The following is a 25,906-nucleotide window of genomic DNA, read 5'->3' on the forward strand; positions in this document are numbered from 1 at the left end:
CCGTCTCGGCGCGGTCTCACCGTTCGTCGTCACAGCGCGTCGTCGTCGCCGACCAGGTCGTCGAGCGCCATGCTGATCAGGCTCTCGGCGTCCATCGCGTCGATCGGCGCGCGGCCGGTTCCGCCGTCCTGCGCCTGCTCCGGCGCGGGCCGCACCCCGGCGAGTTCGAGCAGGCTGTCCAGCAGGCCGGCCTCGCGCAGCCGCCCCACCGGGATGGCGGCGAGCGCGGCCCGCACGGTGTCCTCCTCGGCGCGCGGGCCGTCGCCGGTGCGCGGGGCCAGTTCGCCGGCCAGGTGGTCGGTGAGCGCGGCCGGCGTGGGGTGGTCGAAGACGAGCGTGGCGGTCAGCCTGAGGCCGGTGGCCTCGTTGAGCCGGTTGCGGAACTCGACGGCGGTCAGCGAGTCGAATCCGAGGTCCTTGAAGGGCAGGCCGGCCTCGAACTCCTCGACGCCGAGCACCGCCCGGGCCTCGTCCCGCACCAGCCGCAGCAGCCGTTCGGTGCGCTCCTCGGGCGCGAGCGCGGCCAGTTCGCGGCGCAGCGCCGCCCCGGCGGCGGACGCCCCGGGCCCGGTCCGGCGCGGCGCCCGCACCAGGGAGCGCAGCAGCGGGGCGACCCGGGCGGCCTCGCGCGGGGCGAGGTCCAGGCGGGCCGGCAGCAGCACCGGTTCGGCACGGCCCACGCCCGTGTCGAACAGGGCGAGCCCGCTCTCCGCGTCGAGGGCGAGCACACCGCCGGAGGCCATGCGACGGGCGTCGGTGTCGTCGAGCCGGTCGGCCATGCCGCCGCTGCCCGCCCAGGCGCCCCAGGCCAGCGAGACCGCGGGCAGGCCGAGCGACCGGCGGTGGGCGGCGAGGGCGTCGAGGAAGGTGTTGCCGGCGGCGTAACCGGCCTGGCCGGGGCTGCCGAGCAGGCCCGCAGCGGAGGAGAACAGCACGAACGCGGTCAGGGGCCGCTCGCGGGTCAGTTCGTGCAGGTGCCAGGCGGCGTCCAGCTTCGGCCGCAGCACCGCGTCCAGCCGCTCGGGGGTGAGCGAGGTGAGGACGGCGTCGGCGAGGACGCCCGCGGTGTGCACGACGGCGGAGACCGGGTGCTCGTCCAGGACGCGGGCGAGGGCGTCCCGGTCGGCGGCGTCGCAGGCGACCACGGTCACCCGGGCGCCGAGCGCGGTGAGTTCGTCGCGCAGGCCGGCCGCGCCGGGGGCGTCGGGTCCGCCGCGGCTGAGCAGCACCAGCCGCTCCGCGCCGTGCGCGGTGACCAGGTGCCGGGCGACCAGCCGGCCCAGGGCGCCGGTCCCGCCGGTGACGAGGACACCGCCGGAGAAGCCGGCCGCGGCGGGCTCGGCCAGGCGGGGCGCGCGCACCAGCCGGGGGACGCTCATCGCCCCTTCCCGCAGGACCAGCTGGGGTTCGCCGGAGGCTACGGCCGAGGGCAGCAGGCCACGGGAGGCGTCCGTGTCGTCCAGGTCGGCGAGGACCATCCGGTCGGGGTGCTCGGTCTGGGCGGAACGGATCAGGCCCCACGCGGTGGCGGCGCCGGGATCGGTGACGTCCCCCGGCCCGGTCGCGCCGCGCGTCGCCACCACCAGGGAGGTGTCGGCGAACCGTGCGTCGGCCAGCCAGTCCTGCACCAGGGCGAGCAGCCGCCGGACGCCGGCCCGGACCGTGTCCGGCCCGTCGCCGCCGGTGTGGACGACGACCAGGGTGTCGGGGGCCTGTCCGGCGGCCTCGGCCAGGTCGTCGGCGACGGCGACCTCGGCGACCTCGCCTGCCAGGGCGCCGGCCAGCTCCCGGCGGCCGGGGCCGAGGACGGTCCACCGCCCGGCCTGCGGGGCCGCCGGCACGGAGACGGGCACCCAGTCGAGGGCGAACAGGTCGTCGTGTCCCCCGCTCGCCGCCGCGGCGATCCGCTCCGGATCGACCTCCCGCAGTGCCAGGGAGGCCACGCGTACCACCGGGCGGCCGGTGTCGTCGGCGGCCTCGATGCGCACCGCGCCGGTGCCGGCCGGGGCGATCCGCACCCGCAGGGCGGTCGCGCCCGGCGCGTACAGCTCCACGCCGGTCCAGGCGAAGGGCAGCGTCATGCGCTCCTCGGCCCCGGCGCGCAGCCCGATGGTGTGCAGGGCGGCGTCGAACAGCGCCGGGTGCAGGCCGAACGCGGCGCCGTCGGTGGGGACGGCGACCTCGGCGTACGCCTCGTCGCCGTGCCGCCAGGCCGCGCGCAGGCCCTGGAAGCGGGGCCCGTACTCGGCGCCCAGTGCGGCCAGCCGGTCGTAGACGCCGTCCAGGTCGACCGGTTCGGCGCCGGGCGGCGGCCAGGCGGCCGGGTCGTGGCCGGGTCCGTCCCCGGCGGGGCGGAGCGTGCCGGTGGCGTGGGTGGTCCACGGGTCGCCGTCGGCCGCGGCGGCGTACACGCGGAAGGCACGGGCGCCCGTCGCGTCGGGTTCGCCGACCGTGCACTGGAGGCGGACGGCGCCGTCCTCGGGCAGCGGCAGCGGCTCGGTGACGGTCAGCTCCTCCACCGTGCCGCAGCCGACGCGGGCACCGGCGGCGAGGGCCATCTCGACGAAGGCGGTGCCCGGCAGCAGCGGCACCCCGCCGACGCTGTGGTCGGCGAGCCAGGGGTGCTCGGCGAGGGAGAGCCGGCCGGTGTGGAGGGTGCCGTCGGCGCCGGCGAGTTCGACGGCGGTGCCGAGCAGCGGGTGGTCGGCCGCCGGGCGGGGCAGGCCGGTGTCGCCGGTCATCCAGTAGCGGCCGCGCTGGAAGGCGTAGGTGGGCAGGTCCGAGCCGTCCCGGTGGGGCAGCAGCGGCGCCCAGTCGACGGCGCTGCCGTGCACGTGCAGGGCGGCGAGCCCGGTGAGCAGGGCTTCGGTCTCCTCGCGGTCCTTGCGCAGCAGCGGTACGACGGCCGTCCCGTCGGGCAGGCACTCGCCGGCCGCGGCGGTCAGGGCGCTGCCCGGGCCGACCTCCGCGAAGTGCCGTGCGCCGGCCGCGTGCAGGGCGGTGACGGCGTCGGCGAACCGGACGGCCTCACGGGCGTGCCGTACCCAGTACTCGGGTGTGGACAGCTCCTCCGGTGCGGCCGGGGCGCCGGTGAGGGTGGACACCAGCGGGATGCGCGGCGTGCCGTACGACAGGGACGCCGCGACCTCGCGGAACTCGGCGAGCATCGGCTCCATCAGCCCGGAGTGGAAGGCGTGGCTGACGGCCAGTTCCCGGGTGCGCTCGAAGCGTGCGGCCAGGGCGCGGGCGGGGCCGGCGGGTCCGGAGACGACGACGGAGGTGGGCCCGTTGACGGCCGCGATGCCCACGCCGTCGCCGAGCAGCGGTGTGATCTCGTCCTCGGTGGCGCGTACGGCGATCATCGCGCCGCCCTCGGGCAGGGCCTGCATGAGGCGTCCCCGGGCGGCGACGAGGGTGCAGGCGTCCTCCAGGGTGAGCACGCCGGCGACGTGGGCGGCGGCGAACTCGCCGACGGAGTGTCCGGCGAGCAGGTCGGGCCGGACGCCGAAGGACTCCAGCAGCCGGTACAGGGCGACTTCCACGGCGAACAGCGCGGGCTGGGTGTACTCGGTGCGCGCCAGCAGTTCGGCGGAGCCGAGGATGTCGGCGAGCGGCCGGTTCAGCAGCGGTTCGAGTCGCTCCCCGACCTCCTCGAAGGCGGCGGCGAAGGCGGGGAAGGCCGCCGCGAGGCGGGTGCCCATGCCCGGCAGCTGGGAGCCCTGACCGGAGAAGAGGAAGGCGAGCCGGCCGTCGGTGGCGGTGCCGAGGACGCCGCCCTGCGGGGTGCGGCCCTCGGCCAGGGCCCGGACGCCCGCGGTCAGTTCGTCGCGGGTGCGGCCGAGGACGGCGGCCCGGTGGCCGAGCCGGGTGCGGGCGTGGGCGAGCGCGCCGGCGAGGCGGTGCGGGTCGGCGTCCGGGGTGGCGGCCAGGTGCTCCAGCAGCCGGGCGGCCTGGGCGCGCAGGGCCTCGGGGGTGTGGCCGGACAGCAGCCACGGCACGGTCCCGGCCGGCGGCGCCGGGGCCTCCTCGGCCGGTTCCCCGGCGGGCGGCGCGGCCTCGATGATCACGTGGGCGTTGGTGCCGGAGATGCCGAAGGAGGAGACGCCGGCGCGGCGCGGGCGGCCCGGGTCGGGCCAGGGGCGGTTCTCGGTCAGCAGGCGGACGTTGCCGCCTTCCCACTCCACGTGCCGGGAGGGCCGGTCGACGCCGAGGCTGGCCGGCAGGGTCTCGGCGCGCAGGGCCTCGACCATCTTGATGACACCGGCGACACCGGCGGCGGCCTGGGTGTGCCCCAGGTTGGACTTGACCGAGCCGAGCCACAGCGGGCTGTCCTCGGTGTGCTCGGCGCCGTAGGTGGCGATCAGTGCCTGGGCCTCGATGGGGTCGCCGAGGGTGGTGCCGGTGCCGTGCGCCTCGACCACGTCGACCTCGGCCGCCGGGATCCCGGCCGCCTGGAGGGCGCGGCGGATGACGCGCTGCTGGGCGGGGCCGTTGGGGGCGCTGATGCCGTTGGAGGCGCCGTCCTGGTTGACGGCGGTGCCGCGCAGCACGGCGAGGATCTTCCGGCCGTTGCGGCGGGCGTCGGAGAGCCGTTCCAGCAGCAGGACGCCGGCGCCCTCGCCGAAGCCGGTGCCGTCGGCGGCGTCCGCGAAGGGCTTGCAGCGGCCGTCCCGGGACAGGCCCCGGTGCCGGCTGAACTCCACGAAGGTGCCCGGGGTGGCCATCACGGTCACGCCCCCGGCCAGCGCCAGGGAGCAGTCGCCCTGCCGCAGTGCCTGCGCGGCCAGGTGCAGTGCCACCAGCGAGGAGGAGCAGGCGGTGTCCACGGACAGGGTCGGGCCCTCCAGGCCGAGGGTGTAGGCGACGCGGCCGGAGACCACGCTGCCGGAGCCGAAGCTGCCGAAGTAGTCGTGGTACATGACGCCCGCGAACACGCCGGTGTCGGAGCCGCGCAGGGTGGCGGGGTCGATGGAGGCCCGCTCCAGCGCCTCCCAGGAGGTCTCCAGCAGCAGCCGCTGCTGGGGGTCGGTGACCAGGGCCTCCTCGTCGTCCATGGCGAAGAACGCCGGGTCGAAGTCGGCGGCGTCGTACAGGAAGGCGCCGTGCCGGGTGTAGCTGGTGCCGGGCCGGTCCAGGGTCGGGTCGTAGAGGTTCTCGACGTCCCAGCCGCGGTCGGCCGGGAACTCGCCGACGGCGTCGCGGCCTTCGGCCACCAGCCGCCACAGGTCCTCCGGGGAGGCGATGCCGCCGGGGAAGCGGCAGGCCATGCCGACGACGGCGATCGGTTCGTCGGCTGCGACGTCCCGGGCGGCGGTGGCGGCGGTGGTCGCGGCGAGGGTGCCGGTGAGTTCGCCGAGCAGGTGGCGGGCGAGTTCGGCGGGGGTGGGGTGGTCGAACACCAGGGTGGCGGGCAGCCTCAGGCCGGTGGCCGCGGAGAGCCGGTTGCGCAGTTCGACGGCGGCCAGCGAGTCGAAGCCGAGTTCGCGGAAGGCCAGGGTGCGGCCGACGTCCTGGGCGGAGCGGTAGCCGAGGATGGTCGCGACATGGCTCTGCACGAGTTCGGTGAGGAACGGTTCGCGCTCCGCCTCCAGCAGCCCGGCGAGCCGCTCCCGCAGGCCGTCGGCGGCGCCCGGCCCGGTGGCCGCGCCGGCCCGCCGTACGGGCACCAGGGCGCGGAACAGCGGGGCCAGGCCCTCTCCTTGGGCGCGCAGAGAGGCCATGTCCAGCTTCACCGGCAGCACGGCGGGGTCGGCGCCGCGCAGCGCGGCGTCGAACAGGGCGACGCCCTCCTCGGTCTCCAGCGGGGCGACACCGCCCCGGGCGATGCGGGTGAGGTCCGTCTCGTCGAGGGTGCCGGTCATGCCGCCGGCCTGCGCCCACAGGCCCCAGGCCAGGGAGTGCGCGGGCAGTCCGAGGGTACGGCGGTGTACGGCGAGGGCGTCGAGGTAGGCGTTGGCGGCGGCGTAGTTCGCCTGGCCGGGCGAGCCCAGCGTGGCGGCGGACGAGGAGAACAGCACGAACGCCGCGAGGTCCAGGCCGGCGGTGAGTTCGTGCAGGTTCCAGGCGGCGTCGGCCTTGGGCCGGAACACCGTGTCGATCCGCTCCGGCGTGAGGGAGGTGAGCACGCCGTCGGCGAGGACGCCGGCCGCGTGGATCACGGCGGTCAGCGGCCGGCCGGCCGGTTGGGCGTCCAGCACGGCGGCGAGCGCGGCCCGGTCGGCGACGTCGCACGCGGCACTCGTCACCTCGGCGCCCAGCGCGGTGAGTTCGGCGACGAGGTCGTCGGGGGCACCGCCCCGGCTCACCAGCAGCAGGTGCCGCACGCCCCGTTCGGCGACCAGGTGCCGGGCGAGGATCCGCCCGAGGGCTCCGGTGGCCCCGGTGAGCAGAACGGTGCCGCCGCCGAGGCCGGGGATCTGCCCGCCGCCGGCGTCAGTGGCGGTGGCGGTAGCGGTGTCGGTGCCTTCGGTGACGCGGGTCAGCCGGGGGACCTGCCAGGTGCCGTCGCGGTAGGCCAGGTGCGGTTCGCCGGTGGCGACGGCCTCGGCGAGGCGTCCGGCGTCCGGCTCCTCCCCCGCCTCCGCCTCGACGAGCACGATCCGGCCGGGGTTCTCCGACTGGGCGGAGCGGACCAGGCCGCCGGCCGCGGCTCCCGCCGGGTCGGTGCCGGTGACCACGACGAGGGTGGTGTCGGCGGCGGCGAGCGCGGTGCGCAGCCGGTCGAGGACCGTGTCGACGGCCGCCCGCGCCTCGGCGGCGCTGGTGCCGGCCGGGGCGCGCACCACTTCCGGTGCCGTGCCGGCGGGCGCGGCCGGCTGGGCCGGCACCCAGGTGACCCGGTACAGCGCGCCCGCGCGGGCGGATCGCGCCGCGGTGGCCAGGGCCTCGGTCCGCAGGGGCCGCAGGGTGAGCGCGTCGACGGTGGCGACGGGAGCGCCGGCGGGGTCGGCGAGCGTGAGGGAGACGGTGCCCTCGCCGGCGGGCCGGACGTGGACGCGCAGCGCGGACGCGCCGGTGGCGTACAGCCGTACCCCGGACCAGGCGAACGGCAGCAGCGCCTCGTCGCCGGCGGCGTCGGTGAGGCCGACGGTGTGCAGAGCGGCGTCCGACAGGGCGGGGTGCAGGGCGAAGCCGTCGGGGGCCGCGTCGGTCGCGACCTCGGCGTACAGGCCGTCCGCGGTCCGCCAGGCGGCGCACAGCCCCTGGAAGAGGGGGCCGTAGCCGAGGCCGAGGGCGGCGAGTTCGTCGTACAGGCCGTCAAGCGGAACCGGTTCGGCGCCCCGCGGGGGCCAGGCGGCGAGCGGGGCGGGGGCGGCGGGCAGGGTGCCGGTGGGGGCGAGCAGGCCGTCGGCGTGCCGGGTCCAGGGCAGGTCCTCGTCGGGGTTCTCCGGCCGCGACCAGATGGTGACCGGGCGGGTCTCCCCCTCGGGCGCACCGACGGTGACCTGGAGCTGGACGGCGCCGTGGTCGGGCAGGACCAGCGGTGCGTGCAGGGTGAGTTCGGCGATGTCGCCGCAGCCGACCTGGTCGCCGGCGCGCAGGGCGAGTTCCAGGTGCCCGGTGCCGGGGAAGAGCAGCCGGCCGCCGACCCGGTGGTCCTCCAGCCAGGGCTGGGTGCCCGGGGAGAGCCGCCCGGTGAGGACGACGCCCTCGCTGTCGGCCCGTACCATCGCGGCGCCCAGCAGGGCGTGGTCGGTGGGGGCGAGACCGGCGGAGGTGACGTCGGCGCCGCTCGCGGTGGAGTCCAGCCAGTACCACTCGCGCTGGAAGGCGTAGCCGGGCAGCGGGACGCGGCGCGGCCGGCGGCCCTCGGCTACGGCGGTCCAGTCGACGCCGGCGCCGTGCGTGAACGCCTCGCCCAGGGCGGTCAGCAGCCGGGCCCGGCCGCCTTCGTCGCGGCGCAGGGAGCCCACGGCGGCCACGGCGTCGTCGGTCTCCTGGATGCCGACGGTGAGCACCGGGTGCGGGCTGGACTCGATGAACAGGTGGTGCCCGTCGGCGACGGCGGCGCGCACGGCCTGTTCGAACAGCACGGTGCCGCGCAGGTTGGTGTACCAGTACCCGGCGCCGAGTTCGGTGGTGTCGAGCGGGCCGCCGGTGACCGTCGAGTAGAACGGCACCTGGGTGGCGCGCGGCTCGATGCCGTCGAGGACCTCGGCGAGGCGCTCGCGCAGCGTCTCGACGTGGGCGCTGTGGGAGGCGTAGTCCACGGGAAGGCGCTTGGCGCGGACCTTCTCCTTCCTGAGCCGCGCGAGCAGTTCGTCGAGGGCGTCGGCGTCGCCGGACACCACGGTGGAGGCGGTGCCGTTGACGGCGGCGACGGACAGCCGGCCGTCCCAGGCGGCGAGCCGGGCGCGGACGGCGTCGGCGCCCTCGCCGACGGACATCATGCCGCCCGAGCCGGACAGCAGTTCGGCGATGGCCCGGGACCGCAGGGCGACGACGCGGGCACCGTCCTCCAGGGACAGCGCGCCGACCGCACAGGCGGCGGCGATCTCGCCCTGGGAGTGGCCGATGACGGCGGCGGGTGTGACGCCGTAGGCGCTCCAGGTGTGGGCGAGGGACACCATCACGGCCCACAGCAACGGCTGGACGACGTCCACGCGGTCCAGGCCGCCGCGCAGCTCGGTGGCGAAGTCCCAGTCGGTGTACGGCGCGAGCGCGGCGGCGCACTCGGCCATGCGGGCGGCGAACACCGGCGACTGTTCGAGGAGTTCGGTGGCCATGCCGGACCACTGGGAACCCTGGCCGGGGAAGACGAACACGGGCCGGGCGCGGCCGGGCGCCGTGCCCTCGGCGAGGGTGCGGGCGGTGCCGCCGTCGGCCAGCGCGGCGAGGGCGCCGCGCAGTTCCGCCGTGTCGGTCCCGGTGATCGAGGCCCGGTACGGGAAGCGGGCGCGGGTGGTGGCGAGGGTCCAGCCGACGTCGGACGGGTCGAGCCCGGGACGGGTGTCAAGGTGGCCGAGGAGCGCGGCGGCCTGGCCGGCGAGCGCGGCGGGCGTCTTGGCGGTGAGCAGCCACGGCACGGCGAGGTCCTGCGGTCCGGTGCGGTCCGGTGCGGCGGGGGCGGGCGGGGCCTGTTCGAGGATGACGTGGGCGTTGGTGCCGCTGATGCCGAAGGACGACACACCGGCCCGGCGCGGACGGCCGTGCCGCGGCCAGTCCCGCCGCTCGGTCAGCAGCCGCACCTGTCCGGCGTCCCAGTCGACCTTCGTGGACGGCTGGTCCACGTGCAGGGTCCTGGGCAGCACCCCGTTGCGCATCGCCATGACCATCTTGATGACTCCGGCGACACCGGCGGCGGCCTGGGTGTGCCCGATGTTGGACTTCACCGAACCCAGCCACAGCGGGCTGTCGGCGGGCCGGTCCTGGCCGTAGGTGGCCAGCAGCGCCTGCGCCTCGATCGGGTCGCCCAGCGTCGTGCCCGTGCCGTGCGCCTCCACCACGTCGACGTCGGCGGTGGTGAGGCGGGCGTTCTCCAGGGCTTCGAGGATGACGCGTTCCTGGGAGGGCCCGTTGGGGGCGGTGAGTCCGTTGGAGGCGCCGTCCTGGTTGACGGCGGTGCTGCGGACGACGGCCAGCACCTCGTGGCCGTTGCGGCGGGCGTCGGAGAGGCGTTCCACGACGAGGACGCCGACGCCCTCGCCCCACACGGTCCCGGCCGCCGCGTCGGCGAAGGCGCGGGTGCGGGCGTCGGGGGCGAGCGCGCCCTGCCGGCTGAACTCGATGAACGTCTCGGGGGTGGCCATGACGGCGACGCCGCCGACCAGGGCGAGGCCGGACTCGCCCTGCCGGAGCGACTGGGCGGCCAGGTGCAGTGCCACCAGCGAGGAGGAGCAGGCGGTGTCGACGGACAGCGACGGGCCCTCGAGGCCGAGGGTGTAGGCGACGCGGCCGGAGATGATGCTGCCGGAGCCGAAGCTGCCGAAGTAGTCGTGGTACTGGACACCGGCGAACACGCCGGTGCGGCTGCCCTTGAGGCTGTGCGGGTCGATGCCCGCGTTCTCCAGCGCCTCCCAGGACGCCTCCAGCAGCAGCCGCTGCTGCGGGTCCATGACGAGGGCTTCCTTGGGGCTGATGCCGAAGAACGCGGCGTCGAACGCGCCCGCGTCGTGCAGGAAGCCGCCCTCGCCGACGTAGGAGGTGTCGGGGCGCCGCCGGGTGGGGTCGACGACGCGGTCCACGTCCCAGCCCCGGTTGCCGGGGAACGCGCTGATGGCGTCGGTGCCGTCGGCGACCAGCCGCCACAGGTCCTCCGGGGTGCGGACGTCGCCCGGGTAGCGGCACGCCATCCCCACGATCGCCAGCGGCTCGTCCGCGCGGGCCGTGACGGTACGGCGGCCACGGCGGGTCCCGGTCCGGGTGCCGCCGTCGACCAGGGTGCCGAGGTGGGCGGCGAGCGCTTCGGGCGACGGGTGGTCGAAGACGAGGGTGGCGGCGAGCCGCAGGCCCAGCTCGGCGGAGAGCGAGTTGCGCAGTTCGATCGCGGCGAGCGAGTCGAAGCCGAGGTCCTTGAAGGCCCGGTCGGTCTCCACGCTCTGCGGGTTCGCGTGCCCGAGCACGGCGGCGACATGGGCGCGGACCGTGTGCAGCAGCGCCTCGGCGCGCTCCTCCTCCCCGAGGCCGGCCAGGCGCTCGGCGAAGCCGGCGTCGGCGCCTTCGGCGACGGCCTCCCGGCGCACCGGGCGGCCCGCCAGCGCGCGCAGGACGGGGGCGAGGCCACTGCCCTGGGCGCGCAGCGCGGGCAGGCCGATCCGCACCGGCGCCAGGGCGGCACGGCCGGCCCGCAGCGACCGGTCGAACAGGGCGGTGCCCTCCTCGGCCGACAGGGCGGTCATGCCGCCGCGCGCCATCCGGGCGCGGTCCGCCTCGTCCAGGGAGCTGGTCATGCCGCCCGACGGGGCCCACGGCCCCCACGCCAGGGACAGCGCGGGCAGGCCCCGGGCATGGCGGTGCGCGGCGAGGGCGTCCAGGAGGGCGTTGGCGGCGGCGTAGTTGCCCTGGCCGGGGGCGCCGACGGTGCCGGCGACGGAGGAGAACAGCACGAACGCGGCGAGGCCGCCGGTGAGTTCGTGGAGGTGGAGGGCACCGAGCGCCTTCGGCGCGAGGACGGTGTCGATCCGCTCGGGGGTGAGCGAGGAGACGACACCGTCGTCCAGGACGCCGGCGGCGTGGACGACCGCGGTGAGCGGGTGCTCGGCCGGGATGCCGGCGAGGACGGCGGCGAGGGCGTCGCGGTCGGCGACGTCGCAGGCGTGGGCGGTCGCGGTGGCGCCGAGGGCGGCGAGTTCGGCGATCAGGTCGTCGGCGCGGCCCGACCGGCTGAGCAGGGCGAGGTGCCGGACGCCGTGGGCGGTGACCAGGTGGCGGGCGATCACCGGGCCGAGGCCGCCGGTGGCGCCGGTGATCAGGACGGTGCCGTCGGGGCCGAGGTCCGGCCCGGCCGCTTCCGGGGACGCCGCGGCGCGTACCAGCCGGGCGGCGTGGGCGGTGCCGGCCCGCACGGCGATCTGTGGTTCGCCGGAGGCGAGGACGGCGGGCAGGACGGCGTCGGCGTCCGCGCCGGGTTCGAGGTCGAGTAGGACGAAGCGGTCCGGGTTCTCCGACTGCGCGGACCGCACCAGGCCCCAGACGGCCGCGCCGGCCAGGTCGGGCACGTCCTCCTCCGCGACGCCGACCGCGCCCCGGGTGACGACGGCCAGCGGACGGGGGTCGTCGTCCTGGAGGGCGGCGAGCGCGGTGCGCAGCGCCTCGCGTACGGCGGCGGCGTCGGTGCCAGGGGTGCTGTGCAGCACCCGGTGGGCGGCGTCGGGGGCGTCGGTGTCCAGCGGGAGCGGCTGCCAGTCGAGGGCGAACAGGGCGTCGGCGGTCGTGTCGCGGTCGGCGCGCAGGTTCGTGAGCGGGCGCGAGGCGAGCGAGGTGACCGTGGCGACGGGGGCGCCGGTGGCGTCGGCCAGGTCGACGGCGAAGGCGTGGTTCCCCGTGGGCACCAGCCGGGCCCGCAGCACGGAGGCGCCGACGGCGTGCAGGGTGACGCCGGCGAACATGAACGGCAGCCGGGCGGTGTCGTCGGCCGATCCGTCGCCGAGGAGGGCCAGGGCGTGCAGGGCGGCGTCGAAGGCGGCCGGGTGCAGGCCGAAGCGGGGCGCGTCGGCGGCGGGCCGCTCGGGCAGCCGTACCTCGGCGTACAGTTCCTCGCCGCGCCGCCAGGCGGCGGTCAGGGCCTGGAAGGCGGGTCCGTACGCCAGTCCGGCGGCGGCGTGCCGCTCGTACAGTCCGTCGGTGTCGAGGGGTTCGGCGTCCTCGGGGGGCCACACGTCCAGGCGGCTGCCGGGGGTGCCGGTGTCGGCGGTGAGGAGGCCGGAGGCGTGCAGGGTCCACGGCGCGTCGGCGGGCAGGCTCTCGGCGCGGGCGTACACCTGGACCGTACGGGCGCCGGACGGGTCGGGCGCCCCGACGGCGACCTGGACGCGCACGCCGTCGTCCGGGGGCAGCGCCAGCGGTACTTCGAGGGTGAGTTCGTCCAGGCGTCCGCAGCCGACCTGGTCGCCTGCGCGGACGGCGAGTTCGACCATGGCGGTGCCGGGGACGACGACGGTGCCGCCGACGACGTGGTCGGCGAGCCAGGCGTGGGTGCGCACCGACAGCCGGCCGGTGAGCACGGCGCCGTCGGAGTCGGCGAGCACGGTGGCCGCGCCGAGCAGCGGGTGGTCGGCGGGGTCCAGGCCCGCGGAGCCGACGTCGCCGACCGGTGCGGTGGTCTCGGGCCAGAACCGCTCGCGCTGGAAGGCGGTGGTGGGCAGGTCGACGGTGCGGGCGCCGGTGAACAGCGCGGTCCAGTCCACGGCGGCGCCGCCGGTGTACAGCTGGGCCACGGCGGTGAGCAGGGTCTCGGTCTCGTCGCGTTCGCGGCGGGTGGCGGCGGCGAGCACGGCGTCGGTGCCGGTGCCGTCGGTGGCCAGGCACTCGCGGGCCATGGCCGTCAGCACGGCGTCCGGGCCGAGTTCGAGGAAGCGGGTGACGCCCTCGGCGGCGAGGGCGCGTATCCCGTCGTGGAAGCGGACCGCCTCGCGCACGTGCCGCACCCAGTAGTCGGGGCCGGCGATGTCCTGGGTGGCGAGGGCGCCGGTGACGTTGGAGACGACGGGGACGGTGGCGCGGTGGTAGGTCAGGGACTCGGCGACCGCCCGGAACCCGTCCAGCATCGGTTCCATGAGCGGCGAGTGGAAGGCGTGCGAGACCGTCAGGCGGCGGCTCTTGGCGAAGCGGGCGGCCACCGCCTCGGCCTCGGCGGCGTCCCCGGAGATCACCACGGACTCGGGGCCGTTGACGGCGGCGATGCCGACCCGCTCGGTGAGCAGCGGGCGGACCTCCTCCTCGGTGGCGCGTACGGCGATCATCGCGCCGCCCTCGGGCAGCGCCTGCATGAGCCGGCCGCGCGCGGCCACCAGTGTGGTCGCGTCCTTCAGGTCCAGCACGCCGGCGACGTGGGCGGCGGCGATCTCGCCGATGGAGTGCCCGGCCAGATAGTCGGGCGTGAGCCCCCAGGACTCCACCAGCCGGTACAGCGCGACCTCGAAGGCGAACAGCGCCGTCTGGGTGCGGGCGGTGCGGTGCAGCGGCTCGGGGTCGTCACCGAGGACGAGGTCGCGCAGGTCGTCGTCGCCGAAGAGCGCGCAGATCTCGTCGAAGGCGCGGGCGAAGACGGGGAAGTGCGCGTGCAGTTGCCGGCCCATGCCGGCGCGCTGGGCGCCCTGCCCGGTGAACAGGAAGGCGGTCTGTCCCTTGCGGACCCGGCCCGAGGCGGCGCCCGGACCGCCGTCGGCGACCCGGGCCAGACCGGCCAGGAGCGCGTCCCGGTCGGCGCCGAGGACGACGGTCCGGTAGGGGTGGGCGGTGCGGGTGGCGGCCAGGGAGTGCGCCACGTCCACCGGGTCCGGCTCACCGGCGGCGGCCACCAGGCGGGCGGCCTGTTCGCGCAGGGCGCGTTCGGTGCGGCCGGAGAGCACCCACGGCACCAGCGGTGGTGCCGTGCGCGGCTCGGTCCCGGCCGGTTCCCCGGCGGGGGCCTCTTCCAGGATGGTGTGCGCGTTGGTGCCGCTGGCGCCGAAGGAGGAGACGGCGGCGCGGCGCGGGCGGCCGGGGTCGGGCCAGGGCCGGTTCTCCGTCAGCAGCCGTACCCGGCCCTGGCCCCAGTCGACCTTGGTGGACGGCTCGTCGGCGTGCAGCGTCTTCGGCAGGACGCGGTGCCGCATCGCCATGACGGCCTTGATGATGCCGGCGACACCGGCCGCGGCCTGGGTGTGCCCGATGTTGGACTTCACCGACCCGAGCCACAGCGGGCTGTCGGCGGGCCGGTCCTGGCCGTAGGTGGCCAGCAGCGCCTGCGCCTCGATCGGGTCGCCGAGGGTGGTGCCGGTGCCGTGCGCCTCCACCAGGTCCACGTCGGCGGTGGTGAGCTGTGCCCCGGCGAGCGCGGCGCGGATGACGCGCTGCTGGGAGGGCCCGTTGGGGGCGGTCAGGCCGTTGGAGGCGCCGTCCTGGTTGACGGCGGAGCCGCGGACGACGGCCAGCACCTCGTGGCCGTTGCGGCGGGCGTCGGAGAGGCGTTCCAGCACCAGCATGCCCGCGCCCTCGCTCCAGCCGGTGCCGTCCGCCGCGTCCGCGAAGGACTTGCAGCGGCCGTCGGCGGCGAGGCCGCGCTGCCGGCTGAAGGCGATGAAGTTGCCCGGTGTGGCCATCACGGTGGCGCCGCCCGCGAGGGCGAGGGTGCACTCCTTGTTGCGCAGCGCCTGCACGGCCAGGTGCACGGCGACGAGCGCCGAGGAGCAGGCGGTGTCGATGGTGACGGCCGGGCCCTCCAGGCCCAGGGTGTAGGAGATGCGGCCGGAGATCACGGCGGCCAGCACGCCGGTGCCGAGCGCGGCCTCGCTGTCCTCCGGCATCCTCGCCAGCAGGTCCTTGTAGTCCTGGCCGTTGGTGCCGGCGAACACCCCGATCCGGGCGCCGTGCGCCGAGTCGGGGGCGATGCGGGCGCGTTCCAGGGCCTCCCACGACACCTCCAGCAGCAGCCGCTGCTGGGGGTCCATCGCGACCGCCTCACGGGGGCTGATGCCGAAGAAGTCCGGCTCGAACCCGGCCGCGTCGGACAGGAACCCGCCGCGCGTGACGTAGCTCTTGCCGGTGGCGTCCGGGTCGGGGTCGTACAGCCCGTCGATGTCCCAGCCCCGGTCGTCGGGGAAGTCACCGATGGCGTCGGTGCCGTCGTGGACGAGCCGCCAGAACTCCTCCGGGGTGGTCACGCCGCCGGGGAAGCGGCAGCTCATCCCGACGATGGCGATGGGTTCCCGGTCCTGGGTCTCCACCTCGCGCAGCCGCTGCCGGGTCTGGGCCAGGTCGGCGGAGACCCGCTTGAGGTAGGAGAGCAGCTTTTCGTCGTTGGTCATCGGGTGTCGCCACTCCTGTGCGAAGAGGTGGACTGCGGTGGGGCCGGGGTGTCGTGGGAGGGTGGGGTCACGCCGAGCCGAGTTCGTTGTCGATGAAGGCGAAGACGTCGTCGGCGGAGGCCTCCTCCAGCCGTCCGGCGAGGTCGGCGGCGTCCTGGCCGAGGGTCTTGTTCAGGTCGCCCAGCAGCGCCTGGAGGCGGGTGGTGATCCGTCCCTGCTCGATGTCCTCGGCGGTGAGGTCGCCGAGCCGGGCCGCGACCCGTTCGAGGTCGGCGAGGACGGAGTCGACGGAGGTGTCGGCGCCCGCGAGTTCGGTGCCCAGGTACTTGGCGAGGGCGGCGGGGGTGGCGTAGTCGAAGATCAGCGTGGCCGGCAGCGGCACCCCGGCGGCGCCGCTGATCCGGTTGCGCAGGTCGACGGAGGTGAGCGAGTCGAAACCGAGGTCGCGGAAGGCGGTGGTGGGCTCGACCGCGTCGGCGCCGCCGTAGCCGAGGACCGCGGCGGCCTGGCCGCACACCAGCTCCTGGAGCGCGCGTTCGCGTTCGCCGCCGGTGAGTCCGGCCAGCTTCTCGGCGAAGCCGTCGGCCGCGCCCGGCTCGGCGGGCCCGGCCGTGCCGCGCCGCGCCTCGGGCAGCGCGGACAGCAGGGCGCTGGGCCGGGTCGCGGTGAACGCGGGCGCGAACGCGGACCAGTCGACGTCGGCGACGGTGACGGTGGTGTCGCCGCCGTCCAGGGCGCGGCGCAGCGCGGTCAGCGCGCGACCGGGGTCGAGGAGGGACATGCCCATCGCGCGGGCGGCCGAGCGGACGGTGCCGTGGGCTGCCATGCCGTCGCCGCCCCACGGTCCCCAGGCGATCGAGGTGGCGGGCAGTCCGGCGGCGCGCCGGTGCTCGGCGAGGGCGTCGAGGAAGGCGTTGGCGGCGGCGTAGTTGGCCTGTCCGGCGCCGCCGACGGTGGCGGTCAGCGAGGAGAACAGCACGAACGCCGACAGGTCCCGGTCCGCGGTGAGTTCGTGCAGGTGGCGGGCGGCGTCGGCCTTGGGGGCGAGCACACCGGCGAACCGGTCCGGGGTGAGCGCGTCCAGGACGCCGTCGTCGAGGACGCCGGCCAGGTGCACGACGGCGGTGAGGGGGTGCTGTTCCGGTACGGAGTCCAGCAGCGCGGCCAGTGCCGTCCGGTCGGCGACGTCGCAGGCGGTGAGGGTCACCCGGGTGCCGGCGTCGGTGAGTTCGCGGACGAGGTCGGCGGCGCCGGGTGCGTCGGGGCCGCGGCGGGAGGTCAGCAGCAGGTGGTCGGCGCCCTCGGCGGCGAGCCAGCGGGCGACGGCCGCGCCGACGGCGCCGGTGGCCCCGGTGACCAGCACCGTGCCGGACGGCTTCCAGGGGGCGCCCGCGCGGGCCGGGGCGTGCTCCAGGCGGCGGCCGTAGGCGCCGGACTCGCGGACGACGACCTGGTCCTCGCCGCCGGCGTCGGCGAGCAGCGCGGCCAGCCGGGCCGCGGTCCGCGGGCCGGTCTCGGCGGGCAGGTCGACCAGTCCGCCCCAGCGGTCGGGGTGTTCCAGGGCGGCGACCCGGCCGAGGCCCCACACCGGGGCCTGGGCGAAGCCGCTGACGGTGGCGGCCGTGCCGTGGGCGACGGCGTCGCGGGTGGCGCACCACAGCGGGGCGGTGATCCCGGCGTCGCCGAGGGCCTGCACGAGGGCGGCCGTCGTGGTGAGCGGGCCGGCCGGTGCCAGCAGGGACAGCACGCCGTCCACGCCGCCCCGGCCGGCGAGCAGCGCGGCCAGCTCCGCCCGGCCGGCCGTCTCGGGTGCGGTGAGGGTGTCGATGCGCAGCCCCTGGTCGGCGAGCCCGGTCAGGACGGCCGTGGTCCACGGGTCGTCGGCCTCCGGGACGACGGCCAGCCAGTGGCCGCCGAGCGCGGGCGTGGCGGCGGGGGCCAGGGGTTCCCAGGTGACGCGGTAACGCCAGCCGTCGGCGGCGGCGTTGGCCTGCCGCTGCTCGTGCCAGGCGGCCAGGGCGGGTACGACGGCGGCGACGGAGGGCTCGTCGGCGACGCCGAGCGTGGCGGCGACGGCGCTGACGTCCTGGTCCCGGACCAGCTCCCAGAACGGGTCGGCGGCGTCCGTGGCCGCGCGGGCCGCGGCGGCGCGCTCGGCCTGGAGGATGGGGGCGTCCTCCCAGTGCCGGTCGCGGCGGAACGGGTAGGTGGGCAGGCCGACCTTGCGGCCCCCGGCGAACACGGCCCTCCAGTCGGGGCCGGTGCCGGTCAGGTGCAGCCGGCACAGGGCGTCGACGAGGGCGGCGTCCTCGGCGCGGTCGCGGCGCTGGGTGGCGATGACGTGCGGCACGACGTCCTGCGCCATGGTGGAGAGCACCGCGTCGGGGCCGACCTCCAGGAAGCGGGTGGCGCCCTCGGCGGCCAGCGCGGTGACGCCGTCGTGGAAGCGGACGGCCGCGCGGACGTGCCGCACCCAGTAGTCGGGCGAGGTCAGTTCGTCGGCCAGGCGGCCGGTGACGTTGGAGACGACCGGCAGGCGGGGCTCGTGGAAGGTGAGGCCCGCCAGCACCTCGCGGAACGCGTCGAGCATCGGGTCCATGCGGTGGGAGTGGAAGGCGTGCGACACCGTCAGCCGCTTGGTCTTGTCGAAGCGGGCGGCCACGGCGGCCACGGCCTCCTCGTCACCCGAGACGACCACCGCGCGCGGGCCGTTGACGGCCGCGATGTCGACGCCGTCGGTGAGCAGCGGGGTGACCTCGTCCTCGGCGGCCAGCAGGGACACCATCGCGCCGCCGGCCGGGAGTTCCTGCATCAGCCGGCCACGGGCGGCGACGAGGGCGACCGCGTCGGGCAGGTCCAGGACGCCGGCGACGTGCGCGGCGACGACCTCGCCGACGGAGTGCCCGGCGAGCAGGTCCGGGCGGACGCCCCAGTGCTCCAGCAGCCGGTACAAGGCGGTCTCGAAGGTGAACAGCGCGGCCTGTGTGTAGACGGTCCGGTGCAGCGGGGCGGGGTCGGTGTCCTCGTCGGACATCACCTCGCGCAGGGGGCGGTCCAGGTGGGCGTCGAAGGCGGCGCAGATCTCGTCGAAGGCGGCGGCGAACACCGGGAACGCGGCGTGCAGGGTGCGGCCCATGCCGGGCCGCTGGGAGCCCTGCCCGGAGAACAGCACGCCGAGCCGGCCGGGTTCGGGGGCCACGACGGCGGCCTGGCTGCCGTCGGCGACGGCGCGCAGAGCGGCCAGCAGCTCGTCCCGGTCGCGGCCGGTGACGGCGGCCCGGTGGGTGAACACGGTGCGCGTGGTGGCGAGCGAGTACCCGACGTCGTACGGTTCGAGGTCACCGGCGACGGCGAGCAGCCGCTCCGCCTGGCGCTGGACGGCGTCGGCGCCCTTGCCGGACAGCACCCACGGCACGACGGGCAGCGCGGCCCGCTCCGCCGGCGTCCCGTCGGCCCCGGCGGGCGGCGCCTCCTCCAGGATGGTGTGGGCGTTGGTGCCGGAGATGCCGAAGGAGGAGACACCGGCGCGGCGCGGGCGGCCGTCGGGGGTCTGCCAGGGGCGGGGCTCGGTGAGCAGGCGGACGTCGCCCGCGTTCCAGTCGACGGCGGTGGACGGTTTCTCCACGTGCAGGGTGCGGGGCAGGGTGCCGTGGCGCATCGCCATGACCATCTTGATGACGGCGCCGACGCCGGCGGCGGCCTGCGGGTGGCCCATGTTCGACTTGATGGAGCCGAGCCAGAGGGGCCGGCCCTCCGGCCGGTCCTGCCCGTAGGCGGCGATGACGGCCTGCGCCTCGATGGGGTCGCCGAGCGTGGTGCCGGTGCCGTGCGCCTCGACCGCGTCGATGTGGTGCGGGGCGAGCTGGGCGTCGGCGAGGGCCTGCCGGATGACGCGGATCTGGGCCGGGCCGCTGGGCGCGGTCAGGCCGTTGGAGGCGCCGTCCTGGTTGACGGCGGAGCCGCGGACGACGGCCAGCACCTCGTGGCCGTTGCGCAGGGCGTCCGAGAGGCGCTCCACGAGCAGCATGCCGGCGCCCTCGGCCCAGGCGGCGCCGGCGGCATCGTCGGAGAAGGAGTGGCAGCGGCCGTCGGGGGACAGCGCGCGGCGCTCGCTGAACTCGATGAACATCTCGGGGCTGGCCATGACGGCGGCACCGCCGGCCAGCGCCAGCGTGCACTCGCCCTTGCGCAGCGACTGGATCGCCGAGTGCAGCGCGACCAGGGAGGAGGAGCAGGCGGTGTCCATGGTGACCGCGGGCCCCTCCAGGCCGAGGGTGTAGGCGATGCGGCCGGAGACGATGCTGCCCGAGATGGTGCCGCCGATGTAGTCGTGGTGCATCAGGCCGACGAAGACGCCGGTCGGGGTGCCCTTCACCGTGGTGGGGTCGATGCCGGCCCGCTCGAAGGCCTCCCAGGTGACCTCCAGCAGCAGCCGCTGCTGCGGGTCGGTGCCGGGCGCGTCCTTGGGGCTGATGCCGAAGAAGGCCGGGTCGCACTCGGCGGCGTCGTGCAGGAAGCCGCCGTGGCGGACGTAGGTCTTGCCGGGGGCGCCGGGTTCGGGGTCGTAGATCGCCTCGACGTCCCAGCCGCGGTCGGCCGGGAACTCGGTGACGACGTCGATGCCCTCGTCGACGACGCGCCACAGGTCCTCGGGGGTGCGCACGCCGCCGGGGTAGCGGCAGCCCATGCCGATGATGGCGACGGGCTCGTGGTCCTGCTCCTCCAGCTCCCGTACGCGGCGGCGGCTGCGCTCCAGCTCGGTCGTGGCCCGCTTGAGGTAGTCGCGGAGCTTGCCGGCCGTGGCCGAGTCTTCCATCACAGGGCTCCCAGTTCGTTGTCGATCCTGGCGAAGAGTTCTTCGTCGCTGGCGTCGCGGACGTCGGGGACGTCGGCCGGCGACCCGGGGTCGGTGGGGCGCGCGTGGCCGTCCTGCCAGCCGCGCAGCAGCGCTTCGAGGCGCGCGGTGACGCGGGCGTGGCTGCCGTCCTGGTCGGGCAGGGCGTGCAGGGCGGCTTCGAGACGGTCCAGCTCGGCCAGCGCGGAGCGGGCCTGGTCGGCCGGTCCCGGCACGAGCGCGGTCTTGAGGTGGGCGGCGAGGGCGTGCGGGGTGGGCTGGTCGAACACCAGCGTCGCCGGGAGGGTGAGGCCGGTGGCGCCGGCGAGGAGGTTGCGCAGTTCGACGGCGGCGAGCGAGTCGAAGCCCATCTCCTGGAAGGCGCGTCCCGGGTCGACCGACTCCGGCGAGGGGTGCCCGAGGACGCCGGCGACGTGCGTGCGGACCAGCTCCAGCAGGACGCGGTCCCGGTCGGCGTCGGGCAGCGGTGCCAGCCGCTCACGCCAGGAGCCGGCGGGGGTGCCCGCGGCGGGTTCGGTGCCGCGCCTCCGGGCCGGCCGGACCAGGCCCCGCAGCAGCGCGGGGACGCCGTCCGGCCGGGCGCGTACGGCGGCGGCGTCCAGGCGTACGGGCACCAGGACCGCGTCCTCGGCGCCGGGGCCGGCGTCGAAGGTGCGCAGTCCCTGGGCCGGGGTGAGCGGCGGCAGGCCGAGCCGGCGCAGCCGCTCCAGGTCGGCGGCGTCGATGCCGGCGCTCATGCCGCCGGAGCCGGACCACAGTCCGTAGGCGAGGGAGACGGCGGGCAGGCCCAGGGAACGGCGGTGGGCGGCGAGGCCGTCGAGGAAGGTGTTGGCGGCGGCGTAGTTGGCCTGGCCGCCGCCGACCAGCAGACCGGCGGTGGACGACAGCAGGACGAAGGCCGACAGGCCGGTGTCGCGGGTCAGTTCGTGCAGGTTCCAGGCGGCGTCCACCTTGGGCCGCAGCACCCGGTCGACCTTGTCCGCGTCCAGGGTGGCCAGCACACCGTTGTCGACGACACCGGCGGCGTGCACCACCGCCCGCACCTCGTACGCGGCGAGCAGCGCGGCCAGGTCGTCCCGGTCGGCGGCGTCGCACCGGGCGAGCGTCACCTCGGCGCCGGACCGCGCGAGCTCGTCCCGGAGTCCGGCGGCGCCGGGGGCGTCCGCGCCGCGCCGGCCGGCCAGCACCAGGTGCCGTACGCCGTGCTCGGTGACCAGGTGGCGGGCGATCAGCGCGCCGAGGCCACCGGTGCCACCGGTGATCAGGACGGTGCCGTCCGGGTCCCAGACGAGCGGTTCGCCGGCCTTGGCGCGGGCCAGCCGGGGCACCCGCACCTCGCCGTCCCGCACCGCGACCTCCGGCTCACCGGCGCCGAGCGCGGTGGCGAGCGCGGGGCCCGGGGCGGCGCTGCCGTCGCTGTCGACCAGCAGGAACCGGCCGGGGTTCTCGGCCTGGGCGGCGCGTACGAGTCCGTACAGCGGGGCGTGGGTCAGGTCGCCGGTCCGCAGCAGCACCGCGAGCCGGCTGCCGGCGCAGCGGTCGTCGGCGAGCCAGGCGCGGAGGGCGTCCAGCAGGGCGTTCACGCGGTCGCGGACGAGGGCGGGGAGGTCCGGCACGGGGCCGGGGGCGGCCGGTACGGGCAGGACGACCAGGCCGGGCACGGGACCGGCGGCGGTGAGGGCGGCCAGGTCGGGGTGGCGGGGGGCGTCGAGGGCTGCGTCGCCCGAGCCGGTGCCGCCGAAGCCGCACACCGCCGGGGCCGGGATCTCGGTGGCCGCCGGGGCCGGTGCCGGGACGAGGTCGACGCGGTACAGCGGGTCGTCGCCGTCCCCGGCGAGCTGTTCGGCGGAGACGGGGCGGGCCACGAGGCTGCGCACGGTGGCGACGGGCGCCCCGGCGGCGTCGGCGAGGCTGAGGGTGACGGCCTCGGGACCGGACGGGGCGAGGTGCAGGCGCAGGGTGTCGGTGCCCGCCGAGTGCAGGGTGACACCGCCCCAGGCGAACGGCAGCACCGCCTGGCCGCCGGGCAGGTCCAGCAGGTTGACGTGCAGGACGGCGTCCAGCAGCGCCGGGTGGACGGCGAACGCGGCGGCGGTGGCGCGGGCGCCCTCGGGCAGTGCCGCCTCGGCGAACAGTTCGTCACCGCGGCGCCACATGGCGCGCAGGCCCTGGAAGACCTCGCCGTAGCCGTAACCGGTGCGCGCCAGCCCCGGGTAGAGGCCGTACAGGTCGACGGGTTCGGCGTCCCGGGGCGGCCAGTCGGGCAGGCCGGCCGGGCTCTCCGCGTCGGCGGGTGCGGTGGAAAGGACGCCGGCGGCGTTGCGGGTCCACGGGGCGTCGGGCCCGTCGGCGCGGCGGGACCACACGGTCAGCTCCCGCCGTCCGTCCCGCTCGGGCCCGACGGCGGCCTGTACGGCGAGCGCGCCCTGCTCGGGCAGGATCAGCGGGGCGTGCAGGGTGAGTTCCTCGACGGTGGCGCAGCCGGTGCGCTCCGCGGCCTGGAGGGCCATCTCCACGAAGCCGGTGCCGGGCAGCAGCACGGTTCCGTGGACGGCGTGGTCGGCCAGCCACGGGTGGGAGGCGAGGGAGAGCCGGCCGGTGAGGACCGCTCCCCCGGTGTCGGGCAGGTCGGTCGCGGCGCTCAGCAGCGGGTGCCCGGTGGCGCTCTGGCCGAGGCCGTCGGCGTCGCCGCTGCCGCTCGGGGCGGCCTCCAGCCAGAGGCGTTCGCGCTGGAAGGCGTAGGTGGGCAGCTCGGTGCGGCGGGCGCCGTGCGGGGCGAAGAACGCCGCCCAGTCGACGGCGGTGCCGGCCGCGTGCAGCCGGGCCACGGCCGTGACCAGGTCGCGTTCCTCGTCGCCGTCGCGGCGCAGCCCGGCGACGGTCACGCTGTCCTCGGGCAGGCAGTCCGCGGCCAGGGCGGTCAGGGCCGCGTCGGGGCCGACTTCGAGGAACGTCCGCACCCCCAGCTCGTGCAGCGCGGTCAGGGCGGGGGCGAAGCGGACGGTGCGGCGGACGTGGTCCACCCAGTGGTCCGGGGTGGTCAGCCGGCCGGGTCCGGCGAGGGCACCGGTGAGCGTGGAGACGACCGGGATGCGCGGCTCCGAGTAGGTGCACGCGGCGGCGGCCCTGGCGAAGTCGGCGAGCATCGGCTCCATCAGCGGCGAGTGGAACGCGTGCGACACCGTCAGCCGCTTGCCCTTCCCGAAGCGGGCGGCGAGGGCGTCGACGGCCTCCTCGGTGCCGGAGACGACCACCGACCGGGTGCCGTTGACGGCGGCGAGGCCGACCCGGTCGTCCAGGTGGGGGGTGACCTCGTCCTCACCGGCGCGCAGCACGGCCATGGCGCCGCCCGGGGGCAGGGCGGCCATCAGGGTGCCGCGCGCGAGCACGAGCCGGACGGCGTCCGGCAGGGACAGCACCCCGGCGACATGGGCGGCGGCGAGTTCGCCGACGGAGTGCCCGGCGACGTAGTCCGGGGTCACGCCCCAGGACTCCAGGAGGCGGTACAGGGCCACTTCGGTGGCGAACAGGGCGGTCTGCGCGTAGTCGGTCCGGGTCAGCGACTCGGCGTCGGTATCGATCACTTCGGCGAGTGGCCGGGGGAGGCCCCGGTCGGCGAGCGCGCACACCGCGTCGAAGGCCTCGGCGTACACCGGGAAGGCCCGGTACAGGGCCCGGCCCATGCCGGGGCGTTGCGCTCCCTGGCCGGTGAACAGGAACGCCGTCTTGCCGCCGACGGGGGTGAGCGGGGCCGCGGCGGCGAGCGCGGTGAGCAGTTCGCCGGTGTCCCGGCCGACCGCGACGGCGCGGTGCTCGAAGTGGGCACGGGTGGTGGCCAGCGACAGCCCGAGGTCGGCCGGGCGCAGGCCGGGGCGCGCGTCGACGTGGTCGCGCAGGCGCGCGAGCTGGGCGGCGAGGGCCTGCCGGGTGCGGCCGGTGACGATCCAGGGCACGCAACCGCCCTCTGCTGCTGTGGAGTTGGCACCGTCCTCGGCAGCGGCCGCGTCGCTGGAAGCCGGGTCGGCGGAAACCACGGCGCCGGAAGGAGCTTCGGCGGGTGCCTCCTCCAGCACCACGTGCGCGTTGGTGCCGCTGATGCCGAAGGAGGAGACGGCGGCGCGGCGGGGCCGTCCGGTGACGGGCCACGGGCGCCGCTCCAGGGCCAGTTCGACGGCGCCCGCCTCCCAGTCGACCTGGTCCGTGGGGGCGTCGACGTGGAGGGTGGGCGGCACCTCGCCGTGCCGCATGGCCAGCACCATCTTGATGACGCCCGCGACACCGGCCGCGGCCTGGGTGTGCCCGAGGTTGGACTTCACCGAGCCCAGCAGCAGCGGCCGGTCGGCGGGGCGTTCGCGGCCGTACGTCGCGAGCAGCGCCTGCGCCTCGATGGGGTCGCCGAGGGAGGTGCCGGTGCCGTGTGCCTCGACCACGTCGACGTCGGCGGCGGTGAGCCCCGCACCGGCCAGCGCCTGCCGGATGACCCGCTGCTGGGACGGGCCGTTGGGCGCGGTCAGCCGGCTGCTGGCGCCGTCGGAGTTGACCGCGCTGCCCCGGATCACGGCGAGCACCGGGTGCCCGTTGCGCTGGGCGTCGGCGAGCCGTTCCAGCAGCAGCATGCCGGCGCCCTCGCCCCAGCCGGTGCCGTCGGCCCCGGCCGCGAACGCCTTGCAGCGGCCGTCCGGCGCGAGTCCGCGCTGCCGGCTGAAGTCGATGAACGTCTCCGGTGTGGACATCACGGTGACACCGCCGGCCAGGGCGAGCGAGCACTCCCCCGACTGCAGCGCCCGCACCGCCCAGTGCAGGGCGACCAGGGAGGAGGAGCAGGCGGTGTCGACGGTGACCACCGGGCCTTCGAGGCCGAAGGTGTAGGCGACGCGCCCGGAGGCGATGCTGGCGGCGCTTCCGTTGGCGAGGTAGCCGTCGAGGTCGTCGGGTACGGAGCTGAGGCGGGTGGCGTAGTCGTTGTACATCACGCCGGCGAACACGCCGGTACGGCTGCCGCGCAGGGAGGCCGGGACGATACCGGCCCGCTCGAAGGCCTCGTAGGAGGTCTCGAGCAGGAGCCGCTGCTGCGGATCCATGGCGAGGGCCTCGCGGGGGCTGATGCCGAAGAAGTCCGGGTCGAAGTCGGCGGCGTCGTACAGGAATCCGCCGGTGCGGGCGTAGGTCCGGCCGGGCCGCGCCGGGTCGGGGTCGTACAGGGCGTCCACGTCCCAGCCGCGGTCGGCGGGGAAGTCCGACACCGCGTCGGTGCCCGTGGCGACCAGCTCCCACAGCTCCTCGGGGGTGGTGACGCCGCCCGGGTAGCGGCAGCCGATGCCGACGACGGCGACGGGGCCGTGTGCGCGTTGCTCGTTCTCGCGCAGCCGTCGCCGCGCCTCCCGCAGATCCGCGGTCGTCCGCCTGAGATAGTCGAGCAGTTGCTCTTCGTTGTTCACCAGCGCGCCATCCGATCGAGATCGAAGTGAGGGCCTCGGCCGTGCGGATCGCCTCCGGACGGTTTCCGGTCCGCTTCCCCTCCGCTGTCGGAGGCTAGGCAGGCGCCGATGACGCGGGACACCCCTACAGCCCCCAGGGCCCCCGCGGCGACTAAGGGGTCCCACGG

The 25,906-nt window shown here is 76.6% G+C and carries 3 protein-coding genes; all 3 read right to left on the minus strand.

The features are described from left to right. Window positions 1-29: 29 nt before the first annotated feature. Window positions 30-15,446: a type I polyketide synthase gene (locus AB0946_RS14620; protein ID WP_366760929.1), complete on the minus strand. Its 15,417-nt coding sequence runs from the start codon at window positions 15,444-15,446 to the stop codon at window positions 30-32. Window positions 15,447-15,513: 67 nt separating this feature from the next. Next, on the minus strand, window positions 15,514-20,262 hold the full coding sequence (locus AB0946_RS14625) for a type I polyketide synthase (protein ID WP_366760930.1): 4,749 nt from the start codon (window positions 20,260-20,262) through the stop codon (window positions 15,514-15,516). Next, window positions 20,262-25,739, minus strand: coding sequence for an SDR family NAD(P)-dependent oxidoreductase (locus AB0946_RS14630; protein WP_366760931.1), 5,478 nt, complete (start codon window positions 25,737-25,739; stop codon window positions 20,262-20,264). Before AB0946_RS14630 ends, AB0946_RS14625 begins: the two co-directional genes overlap by 1 nt. Between the last annotated feature and the right edge of the window lie 167 nt (window positions 25,740-25,906).

Origin of the sequence: Streptomyces sp. NPDC046870, from assembly GCF_040704595.1 — a bacterium.
In the GTDB taxonomy this organism is placed as follows: Bacteria; Actinomycetota; Actinomycetes; order Streptomycetales; family Streptomycetaceae; genus Streptomyces; species Streptomyces argyrophylli.

Excerpts from the sequence above, each read along its gene's own strand:
- AB0946_RS14625 (WP_366760930.1), bottom strand. The coding sequence starts at position 20,262 with ATGGAAGACTCGGCCACGGCCGGCAAGCTCCGCGACTACCTCAAGCGG.
- AB0946_RS14620 (WP_366760929.1), bottom strand. The coding sequence starts at position 15,446 with ATGACCAACGACGAAAAGCTGCTCTCCTACCTCAAGCGGGTCTCCGCC.